37 protein-coding genes are annotated in these 24,377 nt (G+C 68.7%); 36 read left to right on the forward strand and 1 reads right to left on the reverse strand.

Annotated elements, in window-relative coordinates:
• Positions 1-526: 526 nt before the first annotated feature.
• The 35 genes from rpsL to MWU57_RS16835 all read left to right on the forward strand — a co-directional run bounded on the left by rpsL (position 527) and on the right by MWU57_RS16835 (position 22,653).
• On the forward strand, positions 527-901 hold the full coding sequence (rpsL, locus tag MWU57_RS16665) for a 30S ribosomal protein S12 (RefSeq protein WP_106267324.1): 375 nt from the start codon (positions 527-529) through the stop codon (positions 899-901).
• On the forward strand, positions 901-1,371 hold the full coding sequence (gene rpsG, locus MWU57_RS16670; RefSeq protein WP_106267322.1) for a 30S ribosomal protein S7: 471 nt from the start codon (positions 901-903) through the stop codon (positions 1,369-1,371). Before rpsL ends, rpsG begins: the two co-directional genes overlap by 1 nt.
• Positions 1,372-1,483: 112 nt before the next feature.
• Complete coding sequence (fusA, locus tag MWU57_RS16675; RefSeq protein ID WP_106267321.1) at positions 1,484-3,586, forward strand: elongation factor G; 2,103 nt, start codon at positions 1,484-1,486, stop codon at positions 3,584-3,586.
• 126 nt (positions 3,587-3,712) lie between these two features.
• Positions 3,713-4,909, forward strand: a complete 1,197-nt coding sequence (gene tuf, locus MWU57_RS16680; RefSeq protein WP_106267319.1) for an elongation factor Tu — start codon at positions 3,713-3,715, stop codon at positions 4,907-4,909.
• 472 nt (positions 4,910-5,381) lie between these two features.
• Positions 5,382-5,690, forward strand: coding sequence for a 30S ribosomal protein S10 (gene rpsJ / locus MWU57_RS16685; RefSeq protein ID WP_013837837.1), 309 nt, complete (start codon positions 5,382-5,384; stop codon positions 5,688-5,690).
• Positions 5,691-5,701: 11 nt separating this feature from the next.
• On the forward strand, positions 5,702-6,355 hold the full coding sequence (gene rplC / locus MWU57_RS16690) for a 50S ribosomal protein L3 (RefSeq protein WP_106267317.1): 654 nt from the start codon (positions 5,702-5,704) through the stop codon (positions 6,353-6,355).
• A gap of 5 nt (positions 6,356-6,360) precedes the next feature.
• Positions 6,361-7,071, forward strand: a complete 711-nt coding sequence (gene rplD / locus MWU57_RS16695; protein ID WP_106267316.1) for a 50S ribosomal protein L4 — start codon at positions 6,361-6,363, stop codon at positions 7,069-7,071.
• Positions 7,068-7,370: a 50S ribosomal protein L23 gene (gene rplW, locus MWU57_RS16700; RefSeq protein WP_246910773.1), complete on the forward strand. Its 303-nt coding sequence runs from the start codon at positions 7,068-7,070 to the stop codon at positions 7,368-7,370. The genes rplD and rplW overlap by 4 nt, the downstream gene beginning before the upstream one ends.
• Positions 7,371-7,401: 31 nt before the next feature.
• Positions 7,402-8,238, forward strand: a complete 837-nt coding sequence (gene rplB / locus MWU57_RS16705; RefSeq protein WP_106267312.1) for a 50S ribosomal protein L2 — start codon at positions 7,402-7,404, stop codon at positions 8,236-8,238.
• Between the two features lie 14 nt (positions 8,239-8,252).
• Positions 8,253-8,534: a 30S ribosomal protein S19 gene (gene rpsS / locus MWU57_RS16710; RefSeq protein WP_036953289.1), complete on the forward strand. Its 282-nt coding sequence runs from the start codon at positions 8,253-8,255 to the stop codon at positions 8,532-8,534.
• A gap of 43 nt (positions 8,535-8,577) precedes the next feature.
• Positions 8,578-8,946: a 50S ribosomal protein L22 gene (gene rplV, locus MWU57_RS16715; protein ID WP_106267310.1), complete on the forward strand. Its 369-nt coding sequence runs from the start codon at positions 8,578-8,580 to the stop codon at positions 8,944-8,946.
• Positions 8,946-9,797 (forward strand): 30S ribosomal protein S3, encoded by an 852-nt coding sequence (rpsC, locus tag MWU57_RS16720; RefSeq protein ID WP_106267309.1) that lies wholly within the window; start codon positions 8,946-8,948, stop codon positions 9,795-9,797. The genes rplV and rpsC overlap by 1 nt, the downstream gene beginning before the upstream one ends.
• A 3-nt stretch (positions 9,798-9,800) precedes the next feature.
• Positions 9,801-10,220, forward strand: coding sequence for a 50S ribosomal protein L16 (gene rplP / locus MWU57_RS16725; RefSeq protein WP_106267307.1), 420 nt, complete (start codon positions 9,801-9,803; stop codon positions 10,218-10,220).
• Positions 10,220-10,459 (forward strand): 50S ribosomal protein L29, encoded by a 240-nt coding sequence (gene rpmC / locus MWU57_RS16730; protein WP_106267305.1) that lies wholly within the window; start codon positions 10,220-10,222, stop codon positions 10,457-10,459. The genes rplP and rpmC overlap by 1 nt, the downstream gene beginning before the upstream one ends.
• 7 nt (positions 10,460-10,466) lie before the next feature.
• Positions 10,467-10,751, forward strand: a complete 285-nt coding sequence (gene rpsQ / locus MWU57_RS16735; protein ID WP_106267304.1) for a 30S ribosomal protein S17 — start codon at positions 10,467-10,469, stop codon at positions 10,749-10,751.
• Between the two features lie 133 nt (positions 10,752-10,884).
• On the forward strand, positions 10,885-11,253 hold the full coding sequence (gene rplN, locus MWU57_RS16740) for a 50S ribosomal protein L14 (RefSeq protein ID WP_106267302.1): 369 nt from the start codon (positions 10,885-10,887) through the stop codon (positions 11,251-11,253).
• A 2-nt stretch (positions 11,254-11,255) separates the two neighbouring features.
• Positions 11,256-11,597 (forward strand): 50S ribosomal protein L24, encoded by a 342-nt coding sequence (gene rplX / locus MWU57_RS16745; RefSeq protein ID WP_106267300.1) that lies wholly within the window; start codon positions 11,256-11,258, stop codon positions 11,595-11,597.
• A complete protein-coding gene (rplE, locus tag MWU57_RS16750; RefSeq protein WP_106267298.1) occupies positions 11,597-12,169 on the forward strand; it encodes a 50S ribosomal protein L5 in 573 nt (190 codons plus the stop codon). Before rplX ends, rplE begins: the two co-directional genes overlap by 1 nt.
• Before the next feature lies 1 nt (position 12,170).
• Complete coding sequence (locus tag MWU57_RS16755) at positions 12,171-12,356, forward strand: type Z 30S ribosomal protein S14 (protein WP_013837851.1); 186 nt, start codon at positions 12,171-12,173, stop codon at positions 12,354-12,356.
• Between the two features lie 79 nt (positions 12,357-12,435).
• Positions 12,436-12,834 carry a 30S ribosomal protein S8 gene (gene rpsH / locus MWU57_RS16760; RefSeq protein WP_106267296.1) on the forward strand — a complete coding sequence of 133 codons (399 nt, stop codon included), beginning with the start codon at positions 12,436-12,438 and terminating at the stop codon, positions 12,832-12,834.
• A 19-nt stretch (positions 12,835-12,853) separates the two neighbouring features.
• Positions 12,854-13,390: a 50S ribosomal protein L6 gene (gene rplF, locus MWU57_RS16765; protein WP_106267294.1), complete on the forward strand. Its 537-nt coding sequence runs from the start codon at positions 12,854-12,856 to the stop codon at positions 13,388-13,390.
• Entirely contained in the window at positions 13,390-13,761 is a 372-nt protein-coding gene (rplR, locus tag MWU57_RS16770) for a 50S ribosomal protein L18 (protein ID WP_106267292.1), read from the forward strand. The genes rplF and rplR overlap by 1 nt, the downstream gene beginning before the upstream one ends.
• A 37-nt stretch (positions 13,762-13,798) precedes the next feature.
• Positions 13,799-14,461 (forward strand): 30S ribosomal protein S5, encoded by a 663-nt coding sequence (gene rpsE, locus MWU57_RS16775; RefSeq protein ID WP_106267290.1) that lies wholly within the window; start codon positions 13,799-13,801, stop codon positions 14,459-14,461.
• Positions 14,461-14,643 carry a 50S ribosomal protein L30 gene (gene rpmD, locus MWU57_RS16780; RefSeq protein WP_106267288.1) on the forward strand — a complete coding sequence of 61 codons (183 nt, stop codon included), beginning with the start codon at positions 14,461-14,463 and terminating at the stop codon, positions 14,641-14,643. Before rpsE ends, rpmD begins: the two co-directional genes overlap by 1 nt.
• Positions 14,644-14,645: 2 nt before the next feature.
• Entirely contained in the window at positions 14,646-15,116 is a 471-nt protein-coding gene (gene rplO / locus MWU57_RS16785; protein ID WP_106267433.1) for a 50S ribosomal protein L15, read from the forward strand.
• A 342-nt stretch (positions 15,117-15,458) separates the two neighbouring features.
• Positions 15,459-16,757, forward strand: coding sequence for a preprotein translocase subunit SecY (gene secY / locus MWU57_RS16790; protein WP_246910776.1), 1,299 nt, complete (start codon positions 15,459-15,461; stop codon positions 16,755-16,757).
• A gap of 80 nt (positions 16,758-16,837) precedes the next feature.
• A complete protein-coding gene (locus MWU57_RS16795) occupies positions 16,838-17,395 on the forward strand; it encodes an adenylate kinase (protein ID WP_246910788.1) in 558 nt (185 codons plus the stop codon).
• Positions 17,396-17,401: 6 nt separating this feature from the next.
• Positions 17,402-18,268, forward strand: a complete 867-nt coding sequence (map, locus tag MWU57_RS16800) for a type I methionyl aminopeptidase (protein ID WP_246910779.1) — start codon at positions 17,402-17,404, stop codon at positions 18,266-18,268.
• 242 nt (positions 18,269-18,510) lie between these two features.
• On the forward strand, positions 18,511-18,732 hold the full coding sequence (gene infA, locus MWU57_RS16805; RefSeq protein ID WP_012867920.1) for a translation initiation factor IF-1: 222 nt from the start codon (positions 18,511-18,513) through the stop codon (positions 18,730-18,732).
• 83 nt (positions 18,733-18,815) lie between these two features.
• Positions 18,816-18,929 (forward strand): 50S ribosomal protein L36, encoded by a 114-nt coding sequence (rpmJ, locus tag MWU57_RS16810; RefSeq protein WP_088289657.1) that lies wholly within the window; start codon positions 18,816-18,818, stop codon positions 18,927-18,929.
• 180 nt (positions 18,930-19,109) lie between these two features.
• Positions 19,110-19,484: a 30S ribosomal protein S13 gene (gene rpsM / locus MWU57_RS16815; protein WP_106267280.1), complete on the forward strand. Its 375-nt coding sequence runs from the start codon at positions 19,110-19,112 to the stop codon at positions 19,482-19,484.
• A gap of 80 nt (positions 19,485-19,564) precedes the next feature.
• On the forward strand, positions 19,565-19,969 hold the full coding sequence (rpsK, locus tag MWU57_RS16820; protein WP_106267278.1) for a 30S ribosomal protein S11: 405 nt from the start codon (positions 19,565-19,567) through the stop codon (positions 19,967-19,969).
• 147 nt (positions 19,970-20,116) lie between these two features.
• On the forward strand, positions 20,117-21,133 hold the full coding sequence (locus MWU57_RS16825; protein ID WP_106267276.1) for a DNA-directed RNA polymerase subunit alpha: 1,017 nt from the start codon (positions 20,117-20,119) through the stop codon (positions 21,131-21,133).
• Between the two features lie 76 nt (positions 21,134-21,209).
• Positions 21,210-21,719 carry a 50S ribosomal protein L17 gene (gene rplQ, locus MWU57_RS16830; RefSeq protein ID WP_246910782.1) on the forward strand — a complete coding sequence of 170 codons (510 nt, stop codon included), beginning with the start codon at positions 21,210-21,212 and terminating at the stop codon, positions 21,717-21,719.
• A gap of 79 nt (positions 21,720-21,798) precedes the next feature.
• Positions 21,799-22,653 carry an alpha/beta fold hydrolase gene (locus tag MWU57_RS16835; protein WP_246910785.1) on the forward strand — a complete coding sequence of 285 codons (855 nt, stop codon included), beginning with the start codon at positions 21,799-21,801 and terminating at the stop codon, positions 22,651-22,653.
• Here the strand turns inward: MWU57_RS16835 and MWU57_RS16840 are convergent.
• Positions 22,550-23,296 (reverse strand): ROK family protein, encoded by a 747-nt coding sequence (locus tag MWU57_RS16840; RefSeq protein WP_106267270.1) that lies wholly within the window; start codon positions 23,294-23,296, stop codon positions 22,550-22,552. The two genes, MWU57_RS16835 and MWU57_RS16840, sit on opposite strands and share 104 nt — an antisense overlap.
• Before the next feature lie 40 nt (positions 23,297-23,336).
• Here MWU57_RS16840 and truA point away from each other — a divergent pair, with 40 nt between their 5' ends.
• Positions 23,337-24,272 carry a tRNA pseudouridine(38-40) synthase TruA gene (gene truA, locus MWU57_RS16845; protein WP_374108585.1) on the forward strand — a complete coding sequence of 312 codons (936 nt, stop codon included), beginning with the start codon at positions 23,337-23,339 and terminating at the stop codon, positions 24,270-24,272.
• The last annotated feature ends 105 nt before the right edge of the window (positions 24,273-24,377 follow it).

Raw genomic sequence — 24,377 nt, forward strand, 5'->3', positions numbered from 1 at the left:
ACGCGCCCCTGGGGGCGCTCCACTTCGGGAATGCGGACGACCGGAACGACGGCGGGTCTCCCCGCGCCGTCGTCGTTGCTGCGGAACGGTCGCGGGACGACGGCGGAGGCGGCTGGGGTGCATCGGTGCGGGTCGGGGCGGTCGTCGGGGTTGTCGCCGGGCGGGGCGACGGACGTCACAGCGGGGCCGCCGTCTCGCCCTTTGACCCCGCTTGTTTCCGGCGGTAGCCTAGGAAGCCGTGCCCGTGCCGTCGCACCGTGCATCCCGCTGGTCGCCCGAGGAGTGCTCCACAGCATCTCTCGGGAGAGCCGCCGGAGGCGCCGCCGATGCGTGCACGAGCATCCCGGATGACCGCTCGGACCGTTCGTAAGGACGGGGGAGCGGACCCGGGCCATCGAGCCGGTGGTAAGTGGCGTTGCGGTCCGTGAGGATCGCGGGTGCCGCCTGCGATCGGCACGCACAAGCCAGACAGACCACCGTCGAGGGCCACCAGGCCCTCGTGAGCTCGAGAGACGACGGAGACGTAGTGCCTACGATCCAGCAGCTCGTCCGCAAGGGCCGGACCTCGAAGGCCGGGAAGTCGAAGACCCCGGCCCTCAAGGGTTCCCCTCAGCGGCGCGGCGTGTGCACCCGTGTGTACACCACCACCCCCAAGAAGCCGAACTCCGCGCTCCGCAAGGTCGCGCGTGTGAAGCTTTCCTCCGGCATCGAGGTCACGGCCTACATCCCCGGTGTCGGTCACAACCTGCAGGAGCACTCGATCGTGCTCGTGCGCGGCGGCCGTGTGAAGGACCTTCCCGGTGTCCGCTACAAGATCGTGCGCGGCGCGCTCGACACCCAGGGTGTCAAGGGCCGTCAGCAGGCGCGTTCCCGGTACGGCGCGAAGAAGGAGAAGGCCTGATGCCTCGTAAGGGTCCGGCCCCCAAGCGGCCGCTCATCGTCGACCCCGTCTACGGGTCGCCCGTCGTGACGCAGCTGATCAACAAGGTCCTGCTCGACGGCAAGAAGTCCACCGCCGAGTCGATCGTCTACGGCGCCCTCGAGGGCGTCCGCGACAAGACCGACCAGGACCCGGTCGTCGTCCTCAAGCGTGCGCTCGAGAACGTCCGTCCGGCCCTCGAGGTCCGCTCCCGCCGAGTCGGCGGCGCGACCTACCAGGTCCCGGTGGACGTCCGGCCGTCCCGGTCGACGACGCTGGCGCTGCGCTGGCTCACCGACTTCTCCCGCGCTCGCCGTGAGAAGACGATGACCGAGCGTCTGATGAACGAGATCCTCGACGCCTCGAACGGCCTCGGTGCCGCGGTCAAGCGCCGCGAGGACATGCACAAGATGGCCGAGTCCAACAAGGCCTTCGCGCACTACCGCTGGTGATGCGCTGGGACGACCCCGGGAGCATCCCGGGGTCGTCCGCGGATCTGGAGCCGGCAGACGCCGGGTCTCCGCACCGGTTCCGACGTCCCACTGACCCGAGGGGTAAGACACCGTGGCACTCGACGTGCTGACCGACCTGAAGAAGGTCCGCAACATCGGCATCATGGCCCACATCGATGCCGGCAAGACCACCACCACCGAGCGCATCCTGTACTACACGGGTGTCAACTACAAGATCGGTGAGACGCACGACGGTGCGTCGACGATGGACTGGATGGAGCAGGAGCAGGAGCGCGGCATCACGATCACGTCCGCCGCGACGACCTGCTACTGGAACGACAACCAGATCAACATCATCGACACCCCCGGGCACGTGGACTTCACGGTCGAGGTGGAGCGTTCGCTCCGCGTCCTCGACGGTGCCGTCGCCGTGTTCGACGGCAAGGAGGGTGTCGAGCCGCAGTCGGAGACGGTGTGGCGTCAGGCCGACAAGTACGACGTCCCGCGCATCTGCTTCGTCAACAAGATGGACAAGCTGGGTGCCGACTTCTACTTCACGGTCAAGACGATCGTCGAGCGCCTCAAGGCCAAGCCGCTGGTCATCCAGCTGCCGATCGGTGCCGAGAACGACTTCACCGGCGTCGTCGACCTGCTGCAGATGAAGGCGCTGGTCTGGCACGGCGAGACCGCGCTCGGCGAGAAGTACGAGATCGAGGACATCCCGGCCGACCTCCAGGAGAAGGCCGAGGAGTACCGCAGCGAGCTCATCGAGGCCGTCGCGGAGACGGACGAGGAGCTGCTCGAGAAGTACCTCGGCGGTGAAGAGCTCACGATCGACGAGATCAAGGGCGGAATCCGCAAGCTCGTCGTCAACTCCGAGGCGTTCCCCGTCCTGTGCGGTTCGGCGTTCAAGAACAAGGGCGTGCAGCCCATGCTCGACGCCGTGATCGACTACCTGCCGTCGCCGCTGGACGTCCCCGCCGTCCAGGGCCACGACGCCAAGGACGAGGAGAAGATCATCGAGCGTCACTCCGACGCCTCGGAGCCCTTCTCGGCGCTGGCCTTCAAGGTCGCCTCGCACCCGTTCTTCGGCAAGCTCACCTACGTCCGGGTGTACTCGGGCAAGGTGGAGCAGGGCGCCCAGGTCTACAACACGACCAAGGGCAAGAAGGAGCGCATCGGGAAGCTCTTCCAGATGCACTCCAACAAGGAGAACCCGGTCCCCGAGGCCCAGGCCGGCCACATCTACGCGTTCATCGGGCTCAAGGACACCACCACCGGTGACACCCTGAGCGCGCCGGACTCCCAGGTCATCCTCGAGTCGATGACCTTCCCGGAGCCCGTGATCGACGTGGCCATCGAGCCGAAGACCAAGGCGGACCAGGAGAAGCTCTCCACGGCGATCCAGAAGCTCGCCGAGGAGGACCCGACGTTCCGCGTGAAGCTGGACGAGGAGACCGGCCAGACCGTCATCGGCGGTATGGGCGAGCTCCACCTCGACATCCTGGTCGACCGCATGAAGCGGGAGTTCAAGGTCGAGGCCAACGTCGGCAAGCCGCAGGTCGCGTACCGCGAGACGATCCGTCGCAAGGCGGAGAAGATCGACTACACGCACAAGAAGCAGACCGGTGGCTCGGGTCAGTTCGCGAAGGTCCAGGTGACCTTCGAGCCGCTGGAGACCACGGAGGGCGAGCTCTACGAGTTCGACAACGCGGTCACCGGTGGTCGGATCCCGCGCGAGTACATCCCGTCGGTGGACGCCGGTATCCAGGCGGCCATGCAGCAGGGTGTGCTGGCCGGCTTCCCGGTGGTCGGCGTCAAGGCCACGCTCATCGACGGGGCGTACCACGACGTCGACTCCTCGGAGATGGCGTTCAAGATCGCCGGCTCCATGGTGTTCAAGGAGGGTGTCCGCCGCGCCGACCCGGTGCTGCTGGAGCCCCTCATGGCCGTCGAGGTGCGCACGCCCGAGGAGTACATGGGCGACGTCATCGGCGACATCAACTCGCGTCGTGGACTGATCCAGTCCATGGAGGATGCCACGGGCGTCAAGGTCGTGCGCGCCCAGGTACCGTTGAGCGAGATGTTCGGGTACATCGGGGACCTGCGTTCCAAGACGCAGGGCCGCGCCGTGTACTCGATGCAGTTCGACAGCTACGGCGAGGTTCCCAAGGCCGTGGCTGAGGAGATCATCAAGAAGACCCGGGGCGAGTGAGTCCCCACAGGTCGAACACCTGCACAACCATCAACCTGTAGGAAACCGCAACGCCCCGAGGGTTAGGCTTGATCGGCCGACACTCGCAACGTTCGGAACATCTACCCAAGTCCCAGGAGGACCCCAGTGGCTAAGGCCAAGTTCGAGCGGACCAAGCCGCACGTCAACGTCGGCACCATCGGTCACGTCGACCACGGTAAGACGACGCTGACGGCCGCGATCTCGAAGACGCTCGCCGAGACGTACCCCGACCTCCCGTCGAACACCCTGAAGAACTTCGACGAGATCGACGCCGCGCCGGAGGAGAAGCAGCGCGGCATCACGATCAACATCGCCCACATCGAGTACGAGACGCCGAACCGTCACTACGCTCACGTGGACGCGCCGGGGCACGCCGACTACATCAAGAACATGATCACGGGTGCGGCGCAGATGGACGGCGCCATCCTCGTGGTCGCCGCGACGGACGGCCCGATGGCCCAGACGCGCGAGCACGTCCTCCTGGCCCGCCAGGTGGGCGTCCCCTACCTGCTCGTGGCGCTGAACAAGTCCGACATGGTCGAGGACGAGGAGCTCCTCGAGCTCGTCGAGATGGAGGTCCGCGAGCTGCTGTCGTCGCAGGAGTTCGACGGCGACAACGCTCCGGTCGTGCGCGTCTCCGGTCTGAAGGCCCTCGAGGGTGACCCCGAGTGGACCAAGAAGATCCTGGAGCTCATGGAGGCCGTGGACGAGAACGTCCCCGAGCCCGTCCGCGAGCTCGACAAGCCGTTCCTCATGCCGATCGAGGACGTCTTCACGATCACCGGCCGTGGCACGGTCGTCACCGGCAAGGTGGCGCGTGGCACGCTCGACATCAACTCCGAGGTCGAGATCGTCGGCATCCGCTCCCCGCAGAAGACGACGGTCACCGGTATCGAGACCTTCCACAAGCAGATGGACCAGGCGCAGGCCGGCGACAACACCGGTCTCCTCCTGCGTGGTCTCAAGCGTGAGGACGTCGAGCGCGGCCAGGTCGTCGTGAAGCCGGGTTCGATCACCCCGCACACGAACTTCGAGGCGCAGGTCTACATCCTGGGCAAGGACGAGGGTGGCCGTCACAACCCGTTCTACTCGAACTACCGTCCGCAGTTCTACTTCCGGACCACCGACGTCACCGGTGTCATCACGCTGCCCGAGGGCACCGAGATGGTCATGCCGGGCGACAACACCGACATGTCGGTCGAGCTGATCCAGCCGATCGCCATGGAGGAGGGCCTCGGCTTCGCCATCCGTGAGGGTGGCCGCACGGTCGGTTCCGGCCGTGTCACCAAGATCATCAAGTGATCTCCTGATCACTCGGTGACCTCGGGGAGCTGAGCTCCACCGGTCCGTCCGAGGCCCGGGCCCCCTGTGCGGGGCCCGGGCCTCGGGTGCGTCCGGCGTCACACCCCTGAGGACTTGGTCTCCCGGGTCCTCGTATGGCAAGATGGTCAAGTTGCCTGTCACGGGCGCGTTCTTTCTCGTGTCGAACAGTGTGTAGCACCGCGGTGCACGCCACGGCCTCCAGGCCGGTGGTGTCACCAGGAGCGGTCACCCTCCTCGGAGGGGGTCGTGGGGATGCCTGCTGTCGATACGCGGAACGCCCCACGCACACACGTGTTTCGACAGGCTGGACATACGTCGTGGTCCGCGCAGCGGTCCACAATCAACGGCCCCAACGCCGGACAGGCGTGCGCCCGAGCGTCTCGCACTACGCGACACGCCCGAGCGCGGGGGTCGGACATTAGCGGTTCGAGAGAGAGAGTCAGACGACGCCATGGCGGGACAGAAGATCCGCATCCGGCTCAAGTCCTACGACCACGAGGTCATCGACAGCTCGGCGCGCAAGATCGTCGACACGGTGACACGCGCTGGTGCGACGGTCGTGGGTCCGGTGCCGCTGCCGACGGAGAAGAACGTCTTCACCGTCATCCGGTCGCCTCACAAGTACAAGGACAGCCGTGAGCACTTCGAGATGCGCACGCACAAGCGCCTGATCGACATCATCGATCCCACGCCGAAGGCGGTCGACTCGCTGATGCGCATCGATCTGCCGGCTGACGTGAACATCGAGATCAAGCTCTGAGGCTGGAGATCATGACCAACCAGCAGAAGAACATGACCGCGGTGCTCGGCACCAAGCTCGGCATGACGCAGACGTGGGACGACGCGGGCAAGCTCGTGCCGGTCACCGTCGTCGCCGTCCCCACCAACGTGGTGACGCAGGTCCGCGACGCGGAGGCCGACGGCTACGCCGCCGTCCAGCTCGCTGCCGGGCAGATCGACCCCCGCAAGGTCACCAAGCCGCTCAAGGGCCACTTCGAGAAGGCCGGCGTCACGCCGCGCCGTCACGTCGTCGAGGTCCGTACCGACAACGCCGGTGAGTACACCACCGGCCAGGAGATCACCGCCGAGGCCTTCGAGGCCGGGGCCGTGGTCGACGTCGTCGGAACCACCAAGGGCAAGGGCACCGCCGGCGTCATGAAGCGTCACGGCTTCTCCGGCGTGGGCGCCTCGCACGGTGCGCACCGCAACCACCGCAAGCCGGGTTCGATCGGCGGCGCCTCCACGCCCTCGCGCGTGTTCAAGGGCATGCGGATGGCCGGTCGCATGGGCCACGCCCGCAAGACCGTCCAGAACCTGACCGTCCACGCGGTCGACGCGGAGAAGGGTCTGCTGCTCGTCAAGGGCGCGGTCCCGGGTCCGAAGGGCGGCATCGTCCTCGTCCGTACCGCCGCGAAGGGAGCCTGAGACAGATGGCTAACCTGAACGTCGACGTGCTCGACGCCACCGGCAAGAAGTCCGGCACCGCCGAGCTCCCCGCCGAGGTCTTCGACGTCGCCACGAACGTCCCGCTGATCCACCAGGTGGTCGTCGCCCAGCGCGCTGCGTCGCGTCAGGGCACGGCGTCCACCAAGACCCGCGGCGAGGTCCGCGGCGGTGGTCGCAAGCCGTACAAGCAGAAGGGCACCGGCCGCGCCCGTCAGGGTTCGACCCGCGCCCCGCAGTTCGCCGGCGGTGGCACCGTCCACGGCCCGCAGCCGCGCAAGTACGACCAGCGCACGCCGAAGAAGATGAAGGCGGCCGCCCTGCGCGGTGCCCTCTCCGACCGCGCTCGCGCGGGTCGCGTGCACGTGGTGTCGGGCTTCGGCATCGACGGTGTCCCGTCGACCAAGACCGCGCTCAGCACGATCGCGAAGCTGACGGACCGCAAGCACGTGCTGGTCGTCACGGAGCGCTCGGACGAGCTGACCATCAAGTCGCTCCGCAACGTCGAGCAGGTCCACCTGCTGACGGCGGACCAGCTGAACACCTACGACGTGCTCGTCTCCGACGACGTCGTCTTCACCCAGGGCGCGCTCGACGCGTTCGTGGCGGGCCCGACCACGGGCAAGTCGGTGAAGGCGGTCGCGACGGAGGCAGAGGCCGAGGTCGAGGCAGCATCCGAGAAGGAGGCCACCAAGTGACCGCCGTGACGAAGGACCCGCGCGACATCCTGATCGCGCCGGTCGTCTCCGAGAAGTCCTACAACCTCCTCGACGAGGGCAAGTACACCTTCGTCGTGGACCCGGACGCCAACAAGACCGAGATCAAGATCGCGGTCGAGCAGGTCTTCGGTGTCAAGGTCGCCTCGGTGAACACGATCAACCGCAAGGGCAAGGCGCGTCGTACGCGTTACGGCCTGGGCAAGCGCAAGGACACGAAGCGTGCGATCGTCACCCTCCGCGAGGGTTCGATCGACATCTTCGGTGGTCCGGTCGGCTGAGCCGGACGAGAGCAGATCGAGGACAACTTCCATGGGAATCCGTAAGCACAAGCCGACGACGCCCGGCCGCCGCGGCTCGAGCGTTGCCGACTTCGTCGAGATCACGCGCTCTGAGCCGGAGAAGTCGCTGGTTCGTCCGCTGTCGAAGACCGGCGGTCGCAACAACTCCGGTCGGATCACGACCCGCCACAAGGGTGGTGGCCACAAGCGCGCCTACCGCGTGATCGACTTCCGTCGTCACGACAAGGACGGCGTGCCGGCCAAGGTCGCGCACATCGAGTACGACCCGAACCGCACGGCGCGCATCGCGCTGCTGCACTACGCGGACGGCACCAAGCGCTACATCGTGGCGCCGAACAAGCTGTCGCAGGGTGACACCGTCGAGGCCGGTCCCGGCGCCGACATCAAGCCCGGCAACAACCTGCCGCTGCGCAACATCCCGACGGGTACCGTCCTGCACGCCGTCGAGCTCCGCCCCGGTGGCGGCGCGAAGATCGCCCGCTCCGCGGGTGCCTCCGTGCAGCTCGTCGCGAAGGACGGCCCCTACGCCCAGCTGCGCATGCCGTCCGGCGAGATCCGCAACGTCGACCTGCGCTGCCGCGCGACGGTCGGCGAGGTGGGGAACGCCGAGCAGTCGAACATCAACTGGGGCAAGGCCGGCCGCAACCGTTGGAAGGGCATCCGCCCGACCGTCCGCGGTGTCGTCATGAACCCCGTCGACCACCCGCACGGTGGTGGTGAGGGCAAGACCTCCGGTGGTCGCCACCCGGTCAGCCCCTGGGGACAGCCCGAGGGCCGGACCCGCCGTCCGAACAAGTCGAGCGACAAGATGATCGTCCGCCGTCGCCGCACCGGCAAGAAGCGCTGATAGGAGCCTGACAGATGCCTCGTAGCCTGAAGAAGGGCCCCTTCGTCGACGACCACCTGCAGAAGAAGGTGGACGTCCAGAACGAGAAGGGGACCAAGAACGTCATCAAGACCTGGTCCCGTCGGTCGGTCATCACGCCCGACTTCCTCGGTCACACCTTCGCCGTGCACGACGGTCGTAAGCACACCCCGGTCTTCGTGACCGAGGCGATGGTCGGCCACAAGCTCGGCGAGTTCGCTCCCACGCGGACCTTCCGCGGCCACGTGAAGGACGACAAGAAGGGCCGCCGCCGCTGAGCGGGGCGACCCTGACGGTCTGAGAAAAGGAAGCAGGACAGCAATGGAAGCCAAGGCGCAGGCGCGGTTCGTCCGTGTCACGCCCCAGAAGGCCCGGCGCGTCGTGGACCTCATCCGTGGCAAGCAGGCCGTCGAGGCCGTCGCGGTGCTCAAGTTCGCGCCGCAGGCCGCGAGCGAGCCGGTCCGCAAGGTCGTCGAGTCCGCTGTGGCGAATGCCCGGGTCAAGGCCGACCGCGCGAGCGAGCGCTTCGACGAGACCGAGTACGTGGTCTCCGAGGTGTACGTGGACGAGGGCCCGACTCTCAAGCGGTTCCGACCGCGGGCCCAGGGGCGTGCGAGCCAGATCCTCAAGCGCACCAGCCACATCACCGTGGTCGTCGCACCGCGTGAGCAGAAGGAAGGGGCCCGATAGTGGGGCAGAAGATTCACCCGCACGGGTACCGCCTCGGCATCACCACCGACCACCGGTCGCGCTGGTTCGCCGACAGCACCAAGCCTGGGCAGCGGTACCGCGACTACGTCCGTGAGGACGTCGAGATCCGGAAGCTCATGAGCACCGGTCTCGAACGGGCCGGCATCTCCAAGGTCGAGATCGAGCGCACCCGCGACCGCGTCCGCGTGGACATCCACACGGCGCGTCCGGGCATCGTCATCGGCCGTCGTGGTGCTGAGGCCGACCGCATCCGCGGTGAGCTCGAGAAGCTCACCGGCAAGCAGGTGCAGCTGAACATCCTCGAGGTCAAGAACGCGGAGATCGACGCCCAGCTCGTCGCGCAGGGCATCGCCGAGCAGCTGGCGAGCCGTGTCTCGTTCCGCCGTGCCATGCGCAAGGGCATCCAGTCCGCGCAGCGTGCCGGCGCGAAGGGTATCCGCGTGCAGGTCGCCGGCCGTCTCGGCGGCGCCGAGATGAGCCGTTCGGAGTTCTATCGCGAGGGCCGCGTGCCCCTGCACACCCTCCGCGCGAACATCGACTACGGCTTCTTCGAGGCCCGCACGACCTTCGGCCGCATCGGCGTGAAGGTCTGGGTCTACAAGGGCGACATGACCGAGAAGGAGTTCGCCGCGCAGCAGGCCGCCGCCGGTCCCCGCCAGGGCCGTGGTGGCCGTGGTGGCCCCGAGCGTCGTGGTGGCCCGCGCCGCAACGACCGCAACGAGCGTCCGTCGCAGCCGAAGCAGCAGTCCGCTGCCGAGGGCACCGCAGCGTCCGACGCGCCGGCCCCGGCCGAGCAGGCCGCGGCCCCCGAGTCCGGAACGGAGGCCTGAGTCATGCTGATCCCGCGCAGGCTCAAGCACCGCAAGCAGCACCACCCGAAGCGCTCCGGCATGGCCAAGGGTGGCACCACGATCTCGTTCGGCGACTACGGCATCCAGGCTCTCGAGCCGGCCTACGTCACCAACCGTCAGATCGAGGCTGCTCGTATCGCGATGACCCGCCACATCAAGCGTGGCGGCAAGGTCTGGATCAACATCTACCCGGACCGGCCGCTCACCAAGAAGCCTGCCGAGACCCGCATGGGTTCCGGTAAGGGTTCGCCCGAGTGGTGGGTCGCCAACGTCAAGCCCGGCCGTATCGTCTTCGAGCTGGCCGGAGTCCCTGAGGAGCTTGCTCGTGAGGCCCTGCGCCGTGCGATGCACAAGCTCCCGATGAAGTGCCGTTTCGTGGTGCGCGAAGGTGGTGCGAACTGATGGCTATCGGTACCCAGGGGCTTGCCCCGGCCGACCTCGACGGCTTCGACGACGAGACCCTCGTCGCGAAGCTCAAGGAGCAGAAGCAGGAGCTCTTCAACCTGCGCTTTCAGGCCGCCACCGGCCAGCTCGAGTCGCACGGCCGCCTCAAGGCGGTCAAGCGTGACATCGCGCGGATCTACACGGTCCTGCGCGAGCGCGAGCTCGGCATCCGTACGGCCCCGAGCGTGAGTGAGTGAGGCACTGATGAGCGAGAACACCGAGACGGTGACCACCGAGGAGCGGGCAACCCGCAAGGTGCGTCGCGGATACGTCGTCAGCGACAAGATGGCCAAGACCATCGTCGTCGAGGTCGAGGACCGCGTGAAGCACCCGCTCTACGGCAAGGTCATGCGTCGTACCAACAAGGTCAAGGCGCACGACGAGCAGAACAGCGCCGGCATCGGCGACCTGGTCGTCATCATGGAGACCCGCCCGCTGTCCGCGACCAAGCGGTGGCGACTGGTGGAGATCCTCGAGAAGGCCAAGTAAGACTGTCCTTCCCGGTGGGGGCGCGGTGTGACACACGTATGCGTCGGGTCCCCACCACAGCAACTATCCGTTCGGCAAGGCTCGCCCGGGAAAGCCCGGGCCGAGAACCGGCTCGACGACAGGAGATCAATCGATGATCCAGCAGGAGTCGCGACTGCGGGTCGCCGACAACACGGGTGCCAAGGAGATTCTCTGCATCCGCGTTCTCGGTGGGTCCGGACGTCGCTACGCCGGTATCGGCGACACCATCGTCGCCACCGTCAAGGACGCGATCCCGGGCGGCAACGTGAAGAAGGGCGACGTGGTCAAGGCCGTCATCGTCCGGACCGTCAAGGAGCGCCGTCGTCCCGACGGTTCCTACATCAAGTTCGACGAGAACGCCGCCGTGATCCTCAAGACCGACGGCGAGCCGCGCGGTACGCGCATCTTCGGCCCCGTGGGTCGCGAGCTGCGCGACAAGCGGTTCATGAAGATCATCTCGTTGGCCCCGGAGGTGCTCTGACCATGGCGAAGATCAAGAAGGGCGACCAGGTCCAGGTGATCTCTGGTCGCGACAAGGGCCAGACGGGCCGTGTGCTCGAGGTGCTCACCGACAGCGACCGTGTCGTCGTCGAGGGCATCCAGCGCGTGACCAAGCACGTGAAGGCCGGCCAGACGTCGCGTGGCACCCGCACGGGTGGCATCGAGACCGTCGAGGCGCCGATCCACGTCTCCAACGTGATGCTGGTCGACCCCGAGACCAAGAAGCCGACCCGCGTCGGTTTCCGCCTCGAGGAGGTCGAGCAGGACGGTCGCACCCGTACCGTGCGCGTCCGCTACGCCAAGCGTTCCGGGAAGGACATCTGATGACCGAGACGACTGTCGAGGCCCCGGCCCTGCCGCGCCTCAAGCAGAAGTACCGCGAGGAGATCCTGTCCGCGCTCCAGGAGGAGTTCGGTCACTCGAACCTCCACCAGGTCGCCGGTCTGACGAAGATCGTCGTCAACATGGGTGTCGGTGACGCGGCCAAGGACTCGAAGCTCATCGAGGGCGCGATCCGCGACCTGACCGCGATCACCGGTCAGAAGCCGCAGATCAACCGCGCGAAGAAGTCCATCGCGCAGTTCAAGCTGCGTGAGGGCATGCCGATCGGCGCGCACGTCACGCTGCGCGGCGACCGCATGTGGGAGTTCCTCGACCGGCTGCTGTCGGTCGCGTTGCCGCGAATCCGCGACTTCCGCGGTCTGAGCCCGAAGCAGTTCGACGGGCACGGCAACTACACGTTCGGTCTCACGGAGCAGTCGATGTTCCACGAGATCGACCAGGACAAGATCGACCGGGTCCGCGGTATGGACATCACGGTCGTGACCACGGCGACGACCGACGACGAGGGCCGCTCCCTGCTGCGCCGTCTCGGTTTCCCCTTCAAGGAGAACTGACATGGCGAAGAAGGCCCTGATCAACAAGGCGAACGCCAAGCCGAAGTTCGCCGTGCGCGCCTACACCCGGTGCCAGCGGTGCGGTCGTCCGCACTCGGTCTACCGCAAGTTCGGCCTGTGCCGGATCTGCCTGCGGGAGATGGCCCACCGTGGTGAGCTCCCCGGCGTCACCAAGAGCAGCTGGTAAAACAACTACGCCGTAGGTCCGTGCGGTGCTCCTCGGAGCACCGCACGGATACCCCGGCGAGGAAGGGCTGGAGCCCGATATGACTATGACCGACCCGATCGCAGACATGCTGACGCGTCTGCGCAACGCGAACTCGGCGCACCACGACACGGTCACGATGCCGTTCTCGAAGCTGAAGTCGCGGATCGCGGAGATCCTGCAGGCCGAGGGTTACATCACCGGCTGGTCCGTCGAGGACGCGACGGTGGGGCAGAACCTCACCATCGACCTCAAGTACGGCCCGAGCCGCGAGCGCGCCCTCACCGGCGTGCGCCGTGTGTCCAAGCCTGGTCTGCGTGTCTACGCGAAGTCCACCAATCTGCCCAAGGTCCTCGGCGGCCTCGGCGTGGCCATCCTGTCCACCTCCTCCGGCCTTCTGACTGACCGTCAGGCGCAGGACAAGGGTGTGGGCGGCGAAGTCCTCGCCTACGTCTGGTAATCGGAAAGGAGAGACGCCAATGTCTCGAATCGGCAAGCTCCCCGTTCCGGTCCCGGCCGGCGTGGACGTCACCATCAGCGGCGCGCTCGTGACTGTGAAGGGCCCCAAGGGGTCCCTCGAGCACACGGTGCCCGCCCCCATCACGGTCGAGCAGGAGGACGGCACCCTCAGGGTCGCCCGTCCCGACGAAGAGCGTGAGTCCCGTGCCCTGCACGGCCTCACCCGCACCCTGCTGGCCAACATGATCACCGGCGTGACCAACGGCTACGAGAAGAAGCTCGAGATCGTCGGCACCGGTTACCGCGTGACCGCCAAGGGCAGCGACCTCGAGTTCGCCCTCGGCTTCTCGCACCCGGTGAAGGTCACCGCCCCCGACGGCATCACCTTCGCGGTGGAGAGCCCGACGAAGTTCTCGGTGTCCGGCATCGACAAGCAGCAGGTGGGCGAGGTCTCGGCGAACATCCGCAAGATCCGCAAGCCCGAGCCGTACAAGGGCAAGGGTGTGCGCTACGCCGACGAGGTCGTCCGTCGCAAGGTCGGAAAGGCTGGTAAGTGATGGCTCTCAAGGTTCTGGGCAAGGGCAAGAGCGTCGCTCGTCAGCGCCGTCACCTTCGCCTGCGCAAGAAGATCAAGGGCACCGCGGAGCGTCCCCGCCTCGTCGTGACCCGCTCCTCGCGCCACATGGTGGCGCAGGTCGTCGACGACACGCTCGGCAAGACCGTGGCGTCCGCCTCGACGCTCGAGGCCGACATGCGCGCCTCCGGCGACGACAAGACCGCCAAGGCCCGCAAGGTCGGCGAGCTCGTCGCCGAGCGCGCCAAGGCCGCCGGGATCGACGCCGTGGTGTTCGACCGCGGCGGCAACAAGTACCACGGTCGGGTGGCTGCGGTCGCCGACGGCGCCCGCGAAGGCGGTCTGGCGCTGTGATGACGACCACTTTCGCACGGAAGATGAGGATCCTCTGATGGCTGCAGGGCAGCGCAACACCGGCGCCCCCCAGGGCGCCAACGAGTCCAAGAACGACGGTCGCCGCTCCAAGCGCGACGACCGCCGCAACAACCCCCGCGACGACAAGAACGCCTTCGTCGAGCGCGTGGTCACGATCAACCGCGTCTCCAAGGTCGTCAAGGGTGGTCGTCGCTTCAGCTTCACCGCCCTGGTCGTCGTGGGTGACGCCGACGGGACCGTCGGCGTCGGCTACGGCAAGGCCAAGGAGGTGCCCTCGGCGATCGCCAAGGGTGTCGAGGAGGCGAAGAAGAACTTCTTCCGCGTCCCGCGCATCCAGGGCACCATCCCGCACCCCATCCAGGGTGAGGAGGCCGCCGGCGTCGTGTTCCTGCGTCCGGCCTCCCCGGGTACCGGTGTGATCGCCGGTGGTCCGGTGCGTGCCGTGCTGGAGTGCGCCGGTATCCACGACGTGCTGAGCAAGTCGCTCGGTTCGTCGAACGCGATCAACATCGTCCACGCCACCGTCGCGGCCCTCAAGGGCCTCGAGGAGCCGGCCGCCGTGGCCGCGCGTCGTGGTCTGCCGCTCGAGCACGTGGCCCCGGCCGCGCTCCTGCGGGCCCAGGCCGCCGGTCTCGCCGCCAAGAGCGAGAAGAAGGCCGACGAGAAGGTGGGTGCGTGATGGCTCGCCTCAAGGTCACCCAGGTCAAGTCCGCCATCGGCGGCAAGCAGAACCAGCGTGACACGCTGCGGACCCTCGGCCTCAAGCGGATCGGCGACACCGCCGTGAAGGAGGACCGCCCGGAGATCCGTGGGATGGTCACCACGGTGGCGCATCTCGTCACCGTCGAGGAGGTCGAGTGATCATGGCCGACAGCACCGACAAGAAGGCGGCCCAGCCGCTGAAGGTCCACCACCTGCGTCCGGCCGCCGGCGCCAAGAAGGCCAAGACCCGTGTGGGTCGTGGTGAGGCGTCGAAGGGTAAGACGGCGGGCCGCGGTACCAAGGGTACGAAGGCTCGTTACCAGGTCCCCGCGGGCTTCGAGGGCGGGCAGGTCCCCCTGCACATGCGCCTGCCGAAGCTCCGTGGCTTCAAGAACCCGTTCCGCGTCGAGTACCAGGTCGTGAACCTGGACAAGCTCGCCGCGCTGTACCCGGAGGGTGGCTCGGTCACCGTCGAGGGCCTCGTCGCCAAGGGCGCGGTCCGCTCCGGTCAGCCGGTGAAGGTGCTCGGCACGGGCGAGGTCACCGTGAAGCTGGAGATCGCGGTCGACGCGGTCTCGGCGTCCGCCAAGGAGAAGATCCTGGCGGCCGGTGGCTCCGTCTCGGAGGACTGAGAACTGACAGAGGGCCGGTGGCGCGCGTGCGCCGCCGGCCCTCCGTGCTGTCCCGGGACGGGTGACGACCGGCTCGGGACGGCCTCGGGGAACGACCGAGATCGGCCGATCTGCTACTTTCGTTCGACGCACGTGGCCCAGGTCACTTCCCGAGGCACGTAGAATCCGTCACGGTCCGATCTGTTCGCGACGTTCGCGACGCGAGCGGTGATCGTCGGGGATCCCGGCCGGACCACGACCGAGTCGGTGCGCCGACGCCGCGGCCACGGCCGCGACGGGGCGCACCACACCTCGCCGGACTCCGGCGACACGACACCCCGCCGCGGCGGGTCAGGAGGATAGGTGCTCAGCGCATTCGGCCGGGCTTTCCGGACACCGGACCTGCGGCGCAAGCTGCTGTTCACGATCGCCATCATGGCGTTGTTCCGCGTGGGGTCGTTCATCCCGACGCCGGGCGTCGACTACGCCAACGTCCAGCAGTGCGTGGCGACGATCGAGGGCGAGACCTCGCTGCTCGGCCTCGTCAACACCTTCAGTGGTGGCGCGCTCCTGCAGCTGTCCGTCTTCGCCCTCGGCATCATGCCTTACATCACGGCGAGCATCATCACGCAGCTCCTGCGGGTGGTCATCCCTCGCTTCGAGGCGCTCCACAAGGAGGGGCAGTCGGGCCAGGCGAAGCTGACGCAGTACACGCGCTACCTGACGATCGCCCTGGCGATCCTGCAGTCGACGACGATCATCACGACGGCGCGCACCGGCCTGCTCTTCCCGGGCTGCGGCCTCGACGTGGTCGTCGACGACCGCTTCGTCACGGCGGCGCTCATGGTCGTGACCATGACGGCAGGCACCGGCCTGGTCATGTGGATGGGCGAGCTCATCACCGAGAAGGGCATCGGCAACGGCATGTCGCTGCTGATCTTCACCTCGATCGTGGCGAGCTTCCCGACGGCCCTGTGGTCGATCGCCGGCGGCGCCAACGGCCCGCTGAACTTCATCATCATGATCCTGGTCATCATCCTGGTCATCGGCATGGTCGTGTTCGTCGAGCAGTCGCAGCGCCGGATCCCCGTGCAGTACGCCAAGCGCATGGTGGGGCGCCGCATGTACGGGGGGACGAGCACCTACATCCCGATCAAGATCAACATGGCCGGCGTCATCCCGGTGATCTTCGCCGCCTCGATCCTCGCGATCCCCGCTCTCCTCGCCCAGTTCGGCGACCAGACGGCGGACTGGGTCATCTGGATCTCGAACAACATCGCTCAGCAGGACCAGGCGCTGTACATCGCCCTGTACGTCCTGATGATCATCTTCTTCGCGTTCTTCTACACGTCGATCACGTTCAACCCGGACGAGGTCGCGGACAACATGAAGAAGTACGGGGGCTTCATCCCCGGTATCCGCGCCGGCCGGCCGACGGCCGAGTACCTCGACTTCGTGATCACCCGCATCACGTCGGCGGGCGCGCTCTATCTCGCCATCGTCGCGCTCATCCCGACGCTGGTGCTGGTTCTCCTGGGCGTCACGACGAACATCCCGTTCGGTGGCACGTCGATCCTCATCATCGTCGGCGTCGGCCTCGAGTTCGTGAAGCAGGTCAACTCCCAGCTCCAGCAGCGACACTACGAAGGGTTCCTCCGTTGACCGAGACGAACACCCCGACCACCCGCCGCGAGCTCCACGGTGCCCCCAGCGCCGAGGGACGCGTCACGCGTCTGGTGATCATGGGCCCGCAGGGGGCCGGCAAGGGCACCCAGGCGGCCCGCCTCGCGGAGATCTTCGAGATCCCCGCGATCTCCACCGGAGACATCTTCCGTGCCAACATCGCGGGCGGCACGGAGCTGGGCAAGCTCGCGCAGGAGTACTCGGCCAAGGGTGAGCTGGTCCCCGACGAGGTCACCGACTCGATGGTCCGTGATCGGCTGGCGGAGGACGACGTCCACGCAGGTTTCCTGCTGGACGGCTATCCCCGCAACGCCCACCAGGTCGAGGCGCTCGACGCGATCCTCGGCGAGCTGGGCTGGGAGCTCGACGGTGTCATCGAGCTGACGGCGGCGCGCGACGAGCTGCTCGAGCGCATCGCCAAGCGCGCAGAGGTCGAGGGCCGGGAGGACGACACCCCCGCGGCCATCGAGCGTCGGCTGGACATCTACGACGCGGAGACGGCACCGCTCACGGCGGCCTACGCCGAGCGTGGCATCCTCGCCCAGGTCGACGGCCTCGGCGAGATCTCCGAGGTCACGGACCGCATCGTCGCCGCGCTCGCTCAGCAGCTCGGCTGAGCCGGCGTGTTCCGTTCGCGCCCGCGGATCGAGCTCAAGAGCCTCGACCAGGTACGCCTCATGCGACGTGCCGGGCTGGTCGTGGCGGACGCGCTCGCCACGGTGCGGGCAGCCGCTCGCCCGGGGATGACGACGGGCGACCTGGACGTCGTCGCCGCCGGTGCGATCGCCGAGGCCGGCGCGGAGCCGTCCTTCCTGGGGTACCACGGGTTCCCGGCGTCGATCTGCACGTCGGTGAACGAGGAGGTCGTCCACGGCATCCCGGGCCGGCGGGTGCTCGCCGCCGGCGACCTGGTCTCCGTCGACTGCGGTGCGGTCGTGGAGGGCTGGCACGGTGACTCCGCGCTCTCCTTCCTCCTGGGGGAGCACGGAGCGGTCGACGACGACGCGCCCGGCGTCGCGGACGCGGAGGGGCAGGGCCTCGTGCGGACCACCCGGACCGCGATGTGGGCCGGGATCGCCGCGCTCGCCGAGGGCCGGCGCGTCGGTGACGTCGGCGTGGCCGTCGAGGCCTCCGTCGAGCTGTCCGCCGAGCTCCTCGGGGCCGAGTACGGTCTGGTCGAGGAGTACACCGGGCACGGGATCGGAACGGCCATGCACCAGCCGCCCGACGTGCTCAACTTCGCCGCCACCGACCGCGGGCCGCGGTTGCGTCCGGGGATGTGCCTGGCCGTGGAACCGATGGTCACTCTCGGCGGCCCGGGGACCGACGTGCTGCCGGACGGCTGGACCGTGGTCACCACCGACGGTTCGCGGGCCGCGCACTGGGAGCACACGGTGGCCGTCGTGGACGGCGGGGTGGCCGTGCTGACGGCGCACGACCTGGGCGCAGCAGGGCTCGAACCCTTCGGCGTCCGGCCGGTGCCCCTGTGACCGACGTCAAGGTTGCCGTCCGCCCCGGATGGAGTAGGATGGCCTGTCGGGTGTAGTCCGTCGTGCGTGCCGACCCGAGCTCGCGGAGTCGACCGAGTCGTTCCGCCGGGCAGAGGATGTCGGCGTGTCGCGCGGAAGCACGCGATCCACGTTCCCGACGTCCTGTCCTGGTGCCGCCACGGCCGGCCGGAGGCGCGTGGCAGCAGTCCGTCGAGAGACACAGACGAGAGTTAGCGGAGGACATGGCAAAGAAGGACGGTGTCATCGAGATCGAGGGCAGCGTGGTCGAGGCCCTGCCGAACGCGATGTTCCGCGTGGAGCTGGCCAACGGGCACAAGGTTCTCGCGCACATCTCGGGCAAGATGCGGCAGCACTACATCCGGATCCTCCCCGAGGACCGGGTCGTCGTGGAGCTCAGCCCGTACGACCTGTCCCGTGGCCGGATCGTCTACCGCTACAAGTAGTCGTCATCCCCCCACCCGATCTACATCGCCGCCTGTGCGGCCCGGCCTCACGGCTCGGCCAGGGAGGCGGCGGAGGAACACTGATGAAGGTCAAGCCGAGCGTCAAGAAGATCTGCGACAAGTGCAAGGTGATTCGCCGGCACGGTCGCGTCATGGTGATCTGCGAGAACCAGCGCCACAAGCAGCGCCAGGGCTGATCGCAGCAGCATGACTTCGTGGCCGTCCTGATCCAGGACGCCACGCACAGCGCACCAGCACGAACCCGACCGCCCTCCGAGGCGGCGGGGGAACCTCCGGTCCAGGGGCCGGGGCCCGCGGTCCTCGCGGGATGCCGGTGCGGGAGACCTCTGGAGAGCAGTACAGGAGCCGAGAGGCACATGGCACGTCTTGTCGGCGTCGACCTCCCCCGCGAGAAGCGGATCGTGGTCGCGCTCACCTACATCTACGGCGTCGGTCGTACCCGCGCCGAGCAGACCGTCGCGGCGACGGGGATCTCCCCGGACGCGCGCGTGAAGGAGCTCGGCGACACCGAGCTCGTCGCGCTGCGCGACTACCTCGAGGGGAACTACCAGCTCGAGGGTGACCTCCGTCGCGAGGTCGCTGCCGACATCCGCCGCAAGGTGGAGATCGGTACCTACCAGGGTCTGCGTCACCGTCGCGGACTGCCGGTGCGCGGTCAGCGCACCAAGACCAACGCGCGTACCCGCAAGGGCAAGAAGCGCACCGTCGCGGGCAAGAAGAAGGCCCGCTGACGTCAGCAGTCCGTGGAGCGCGTCAGCCTGGCTGACGTCCGCCCCGGTCCGACGACCTCAGACCAGGAGTATTTGCAGATATGCCTCCCAAGACCCGCGCAGGCGCTGCGCGCAAGCCCCGCCGCAAGGACAAGAAGAACGTCCCGCTCGGCCAGGCGCACATCAAGAGCACCTTCAACAACACCATCGTGTCGATCACGGACCCGTCGGGTGCCGTCATCTCGTGGGCGTCCGCCGGCCACGTCGGCTTCAAGGGCTCCCGCAAGTCGACCCCGTACGCCGCGCAGCTCGCTGCGGAGTCGGCCGCCCGCCGCGCCCAGGAGCACGGCGTCAAGAAGGTCGACGTCTTCGTCAAGGGCCCGGGTTCCGGTCGTGAGACCGCCATCCGCTCCCTGCAGGCGACCGGCCTCGAGGTCGGCTCGATCCAGGACGTGACGCCCCAGGCGCACAACGGCTGCCGCCCCCCGAAGCGTCGCCGCGTCTGATCATCCGGACTGCCGGCCGGGCCTGCTCGCACGCAGGCTCGGCCGGCACTCCGCCCGGACGGGTGGACCGAGTCCCGCCCGGGACCGCGCGAGACCGCGGATCCGTGATGCGTCATATAGCGGACGCACACTGAAAGGACCAACACAGTGCTCATCGCACAGCGCCCGACACTGACCGAAGAGGTCATCTCGGAGTACCGTTCGCGCTTCTCCATCGAGCCGCTCGAGCCTGGCTTCGGCTACACGCTCGGCAACTCCCTGCGCCGCACGCTGCTGTCGTCCATCCCGGGCGCGGCGGTCACCTCCATCCGCATCGACGGTGTGCTCCACGAGTTCACCACCGTGCCGGGTGCGAAGGAAGACGTCACCGAGATCATCCTCAACATCAAGAACCTCGTCGTCTCCTCGGAGAACGACGAGCCGGTCGTGATGTACCTGCGCAAGCAGGGCGCCGGTGCGGCGACCGCGGCGGACATCGTGCCGCCCGCGGGCGTCGAGGTGCACAACCCCGACCTGCACATCGCCACGCTCAACGACGAGGGCAAGCTCGAGATCGAGCTCACCGTCGAGCGTGGACGTGGCTACGTGTCCGCCGCGCAGAACAAGGCCATGGACGCCGAGATCGGTCGCATCCCCGTCGACTCGATCTACTCGCCCGTCCTCAAGGTCACCTACAAGGTCGAGGCGACCCGTGTCGAGCAGCGCACGGACTTCGACAAGCTGATCGTCGACGTCGAGACCAAGCAGGCCATCGCACCGCGTGACGCGCTCGCGTCGGCCGGCAAGACGCTCGTCGAGCTGTTCGGCCTCGCCCGGGAGCTCAACGTCGAGGCCGAGGGCATCGAGATCGGCCCGTCGCCGACGGACACCGCGCTGGCCGCGGACCTGGCGCTGCCGATCGAGGAGCTCAACCTCACCATCCGGTCGTACAACTGCCTCAAGCGTGAGGGCATCCACCAGGTCGGTGAGCTCGTCGCACGCAGCGAGGCCGACCTGCTGGACATCCGTAACTTCGGTGCGAAGTCGATCAACGAGGTCAAGGAGAAGCTGGCCGAGCTCGGCCTGGCCCTCAAGGACTCGCCCCTCGACTTCGACGGCTCCGGCGCGCAGTACTTCAGCGGCGGGGACGACGAGGCCTCGTACACCGACGAGCAGACGTACTGACGCACCGCGCCCGCAGCGGCCCCGCTCGACATGACGGGGCCGCGCGGCGCGGAACCACCCTCAAGGAGAACCAGAAATGCCTACCCCCACCAAGGGTCCGCGGCTCGGTGGCAGCCCGGCTCACGAGCGCCTGATCCTCGCGAACCTGGCGACGGCGCTCTTCGAGCACGGCCGCATCACCACGACCGAGACGAAGGCCAAGCGCCTGCGTCCGACCGCCGAGCGTCTCATCACGCTCGCCAAGCGCGGCGACCTGCACGCCCGCCGTCGGGTCCTGACCATCGTGCGTGACAAGTCCGTCGTGCACACGCTGTTCACCGAGATCGCCCCGGCCATGGCCGAGCGCAACGGTGGCTACACGCGCATCACGAAGGTCGGCAACCGTAAGGGCGACAACGCCCCCATGGCGGTCATCGAGCTCGTGACGGAGCCGGTCAGCCCGAAGCAGGCCGTCGTCGCCGAGGCCACGAAGGCCACCGAGAAGTCGGCGAAGGACGAGAAGCCGGCCAAGGACGAGAAGGCCACCGAGACCCCGGTCGAGTCGACCGAGTCCGAGGCCCCGGCCGAGGAGAAGAAGGAGGACTGAGCCCTTCCTCCGCCTGATCCTCGAGGGCCCCGCACCACCTGAGGTGGTGCGGGGCCCTCGTCGTCCCTACCGTGGGGGCATGCTCCCGGTGGTGCTGCTGCACGGCTCTCGGACCTCGTGCACCATGTGGCGCCGTCAGGTCGGGGTGCTGCGGGACGCCGGCATCCCGACGACCGCGCCGGACCTTCCGGGCCATGGCACGCGACGCGGTGAACGGTTCCGCCTGGACGAGGCGGTGGGCACGGTGCACGACGCGGTGGCCGACGCCGGCGGCCGGGCACTGGTGGTCGGCCTGTCCCTCGGCGGATACATCGCGATCGAGCACCGTGCCCGGTTCCCCGAGCAGTCGGCAGGACTCGTGGCCGCGTCCTGCAGCACCAGCACGGACGTGCCCCTGCGCCGGGGCTGGCTGCGGCTCGCCCGCTGGATCGAGCGGTGGCCGGACTCCGGCGCGCGGCTCAACGAGGCCTTCGTCCGGGGGCTGCTGGACGCCGAGTCCGGTCAGGACCTGGCGGCGGGTGGCTTCGCGCTGGAGGTCATGGCGGACGTCCTGGCCGAGGTGGGCCGGATCGACACCCGCGCGGCGCTGCGAGCCGCGGACAGCCCGGTGCGGCTCGTCAACGGGCAGTGGGACCACTTCCGGGGCCAGGAGCGCTCACTGCTCGCCGCGGCCCGCGCCGGGGGAGCGCAGGCACGTCTCGTCGTGGTGCCGCACGCCCGCCACCTCGTGAGCCTCGATCAGCCGGTGGCGTTCAGCCGTGCGGTCCTCGAGGCGCACGCGGACATGGACGCCGAGGAGCGGACGCGCGGCGCCGTCGGGCGGCAGGGCCTCAGTCCACGAGCAGGTCCCACGCCCGCGCACCGCCCACCAGCGCGGCCGAGTTCGGCACCACCACCACGTCGTCCCCGAGCCGTTCGAGGGCCGACGGCGTGATCCGGCGTGCGTTGCCGCCGCCCAGGTAGAGCCGGTCCCACCAGAACACCGGACGGAGCCCCTCGACGACGGCCACCACGCGGCGGGACCAGAGGCCGTCCCCGAGGCGACGCCGTTCCGGCTCCCCGACGTAGGCGTCGTACGTGGTGCTGCGGCGTACCGGTGCCCGGGACCACTCGAGGTGCGGGGCGAGCCGGCCGCCGTCGAACAGCGCGGAACCGAGACCGGTGCCGAGGGTGAGCACCAGCTCGACCCCCGACGACGAGATCACCCCGGCGCCGTGCACCTCGGCGTCGTTCAGCACCAGCGCGGGCAGACCCAGCCTGGCGCCCAGCGCGGCGCGCACGTCGAAGCTGCTCCAGGCCGTCACGAGCTCGGGCAGCACGCGGGAGCGGGGACCGGAGCGCGTGACGTAGTGCGGGGTGTGCACCACCACGCCGTGCCGGACCATGCCGGGCATGCCGAGGGTCAGCCGGTCGGCGCGGGGCAGGCCCGCGGCGATCTCCGCCACGGTGTCGACGAGCAGCGCGGGCGGGAGCGGGTACGGCGTCGGGACGCGGACGGGTGCGGCATGAGCGGTGCCGGCGGAGTCGAGCACGTTCGCCTTGATGCCGCCGCCGCCGCAGTCCACCGCGAGGGTCATGAGATCGGCCACCGCCCCATCATCCGGTCAGAATGGTCCGGTGAGCACCCCGACACCCGCCGACGCCTCCGGCCCCTCGACCCCCGCACCGGCGCCCGACGGCGGCACGGTCCGGGTGCGACTCGACCTCGCCTATGCGGGGACGCACTTCGCCGGCTGGGCGACCCAGCCGCGGCTGCGCACGGTGCAGGGCGTGCTCGAGGACGCCCTGGCGACCATCGTCCGCACCGAGCCGCTCGGACTGCCGCGCCCCCGCCTGACAGTCGCGGGCCGGACCGACGCGGGCGTGCACGCGCGCGGCCAGGTGGCGCACGTCGACCTGCCCGTCGAACGGTGGGAGGCGATGCCCGGCCGGTCGGACCGGTCGCCGGGCCGTGCGCTGGTCGACCGCCTGGCCGGTGTGCTGCCGCCCGACGTCGTCGTGCACCGGGCGGACCTCGCCCCTGCCGGGTTCGACGCGCGGTTCTCGGCAGCCGCCCGGACGTACCGGTACCGCATCGCCGACGACCACGGGCTGCGCGACCCGCTGGCACGCGAGTGGGTGCTGTGGCACCGCCGCGACCTCGATGTCGCGGCCATGTACGCCGCCGCGCAGCCGCTCGTCGGCCTGCACGACTTCGCGGCCTACTGCAGGCCGCGGGAGGGCGCGACGACGATCCGCGAGCTGACCCGGTTCGACTGGTCACGTCCCCGGAGCGGTCCGGACGCCGGGCTCGTCGTCGCCGTGGTCGAGGCGGACGCCTTCTGCCACTCGATGGTGCGCGCCCTCGTGGGGATGTCGCTCGCCGTGGGCGAGGGTCGACGGCGCCCGGACGACCCGGCGCAGGTGCTGGCCGGCCGGAGCCGCTCGGCAGCGGCCGCGGTGGCACCGGCACGGGGGCTCACGCTCGAGCGCGTGGACTACCCGCCGGACGCCGAGCTGGGGGAGCGGGCGGCCCGCATCCGGGCCCGCCGGTCCGAGGACGAGCTGCGGTAGCCGGCGGGCGCCGGCTCACGGCTCGGCGCGGGTGGTCGCCGTGGGCCTGCGCTGTGCTGCGGGCGCCGGCCTCGTTCCTCGGCCGCCACCCTGCGCGACGCTCCG

Source organism: Isoptericola sp. S6320L (assembly GCF_023015685.1).
GTDB classification, from domain to species: Bacteria; Actinomycetota; Actinomycetes; order Actinomycetales; family Cellulomonadaceae; genus Isoptericola; species Isoptericola halotolerans_A.

Coding starts and splice junctions, on each gene's coding strand:
- rplE (WP_106267298.1), top strand. CDS start 11,597: ATGACCGAGACGACTGTCGAGGCCCCGGCCCTGCCGCGCCTCAAGCAG.
- rplB (WP_106267312.1), top strand. CDS start 7,402: ATGGGAATCCGTAAGCACAAGCCGACGACGCCCGGCCGCCGCGGCTCG.
- MWU57_RS16795 (WP_246910788.1), top strand. CDS start 16,838: ATGGGCCCGCAGGGGGCCGGCAAGGGCACCCAGGCGGCCCGCCTCGCG.
- MWU57_RS16840 (WP_106267270.1), bottom strand. CDS start 23,296: ATGACCCTCGCGGTGGACTGCGGCGGCGGCGGCATCAAGGCGAACGTG.
- rpsE (WP_106267290.1), top strand. CDS start 13,799: ATGGCTGCAGGGCAGCGCAACACCGGCGCCCCCCAGGGCGCCAACGAG.
- rplO (WP_106267433.1), top strand. CDS start 14,646: ATGGCCGACAGCACCGACAAGAAGGCGGCCCAGCCGCTGAAGGTCCAC.
- rplC (WP_106267317.1), top strand. CDS start 5,702: ATGACCAACCAGCAGAAGAACATGACCGCGGTGCTCGGCACCAAGCTC.
- rplD (WP_106267316.1), top strand. CDS start 6,361: ATGGCTAACCTGAACGTCGACGTGCTCGACGCCACCGGCAAGAAGTCC.
- rpsM (WP_106267280.1), top strand. CDS start 19,110: ATGGCACGTCTTGTCGGCGTCGACCTCCCCCGCGAGAAGCGGATCGTG.
- rpsS (WP_036953289.1), top strand. CDS start 8,253: ATGCCTCGTAGCCTGAAGAAGGGCCCCTTCGTCGACGACCACCTGCAG.
- rpsG (WP_106267322.1), top strand. CDS start 901: ATGCCTCGTAAGGGTCCGGCCCCCAAGCGGCCGCTCATCGTCGACCCC.
- rpsQ (WP_106267304.1), top strand. CDS start 10,467: ATGAGCGAGAACACCGAGACGGTGACCACCGAGGAGCGGGCAACCCGC.
- rplF (WP_106267294.1), top strand. CDS start 12,854: ATGTCTCGAATCGGCAAGCTCCCCGTTCCGGTCCCGGCCGGCGTGGAC.
- rpmJ (WP_088289657.1), top strand. CDS start 18,816: ATGAAGGTCAAGCCGAGCGTCAAGAAGATCTGCGACAAGTGCAAGGTG.
- rpmC (WP_106267305.1), top strand. CDS start 10,220: ATGGCTATCGGTACCCAGGGGCTTGCCCCGGCCGACCTCGACGGCTTC.
- rpsJ (WP_013837837.1), top strand. CDS start 5,382: ATGGCGGGACAGAAGATCCGCATCCGGCTCAAGTCCTACGACCACGAG.
- rplN (WP_106267302.1), top strand. CDS start 10,885: ATGATCCAGCAGGAGTCGCGACTGCGGGTCGCCGACAACACGGGTGCC.
- rpmD (WP_106267288.1), top strand. CDS start 14,461: ATGGCTCGCCTCAAGGTCACCCAGGTCAAGTCCGCCATCGGCGGCAAG.
- rpsH (WP_106267296.1), top strand. CDS start 12,436: ATGACTATGACCGACCCGATCGCAGACATGCTGACGCGTCTGCGCAAC.
- rplR (WP_106267292.1), top strand. CDS start 13,390: ATGGCTCTCAAGGTTCTGGGCAAGGGCAAGAGCGTCGCTCGTCAGCGC.
- rplX (WP_106267300.1), top strand. CDS start 11,256: ATGGCGAAGATCAAGAAGGGCGACCAGGTCCAGGTGATCTCTGGTCGC.
- rpsK (WP_106267278.1), top strand. CDS start 19,565: ATGCCTCCCAAGACCCGCGCAGGCGCTGCGCGCAAGCCCCGCCGCAAG.
- MWU57_RS16755 (WP_013837851.1), top strand. CDS start 12,171: ATGGCGAAGAAGGCCCTGATCAACAAGGCGAACGCCAAGCCGAAGTTC.
- rplV (WP_106267310.1), top strand. CDS start 8,578: ATGGAAGCCAAGGCGCAGGCGCGGTTCGTCCGTGTCACGCCCCAGAAG.
- infA (WP_012867920.1), top strand. CDS start 18,511: ATGGCAAAGAAGGACGGTGTCATCGAGATCGAGGGCAGCGTGGTCGAG.
- rplP (WP_106267307.1), top strand. CDS start 9,801: ATGCTGATCCCGCGCAGGCTCAAGCACCGCAAGCAGCACCACCCGAAG.
- rplQ (WP_246910782.1), top strand. CDS start 21,210: ATGCCTACCCCCACCAAGGGTCCGCGGCTCGGTGGCAGCCCGGCTCAC.
- MWU57_RS16835 (WP_246910785.1), top strand. CDS start 21,799: ATGCTCCCGGTGGTGCTGCTGCACGGCTCTCGGACCTCGTGCACCATG.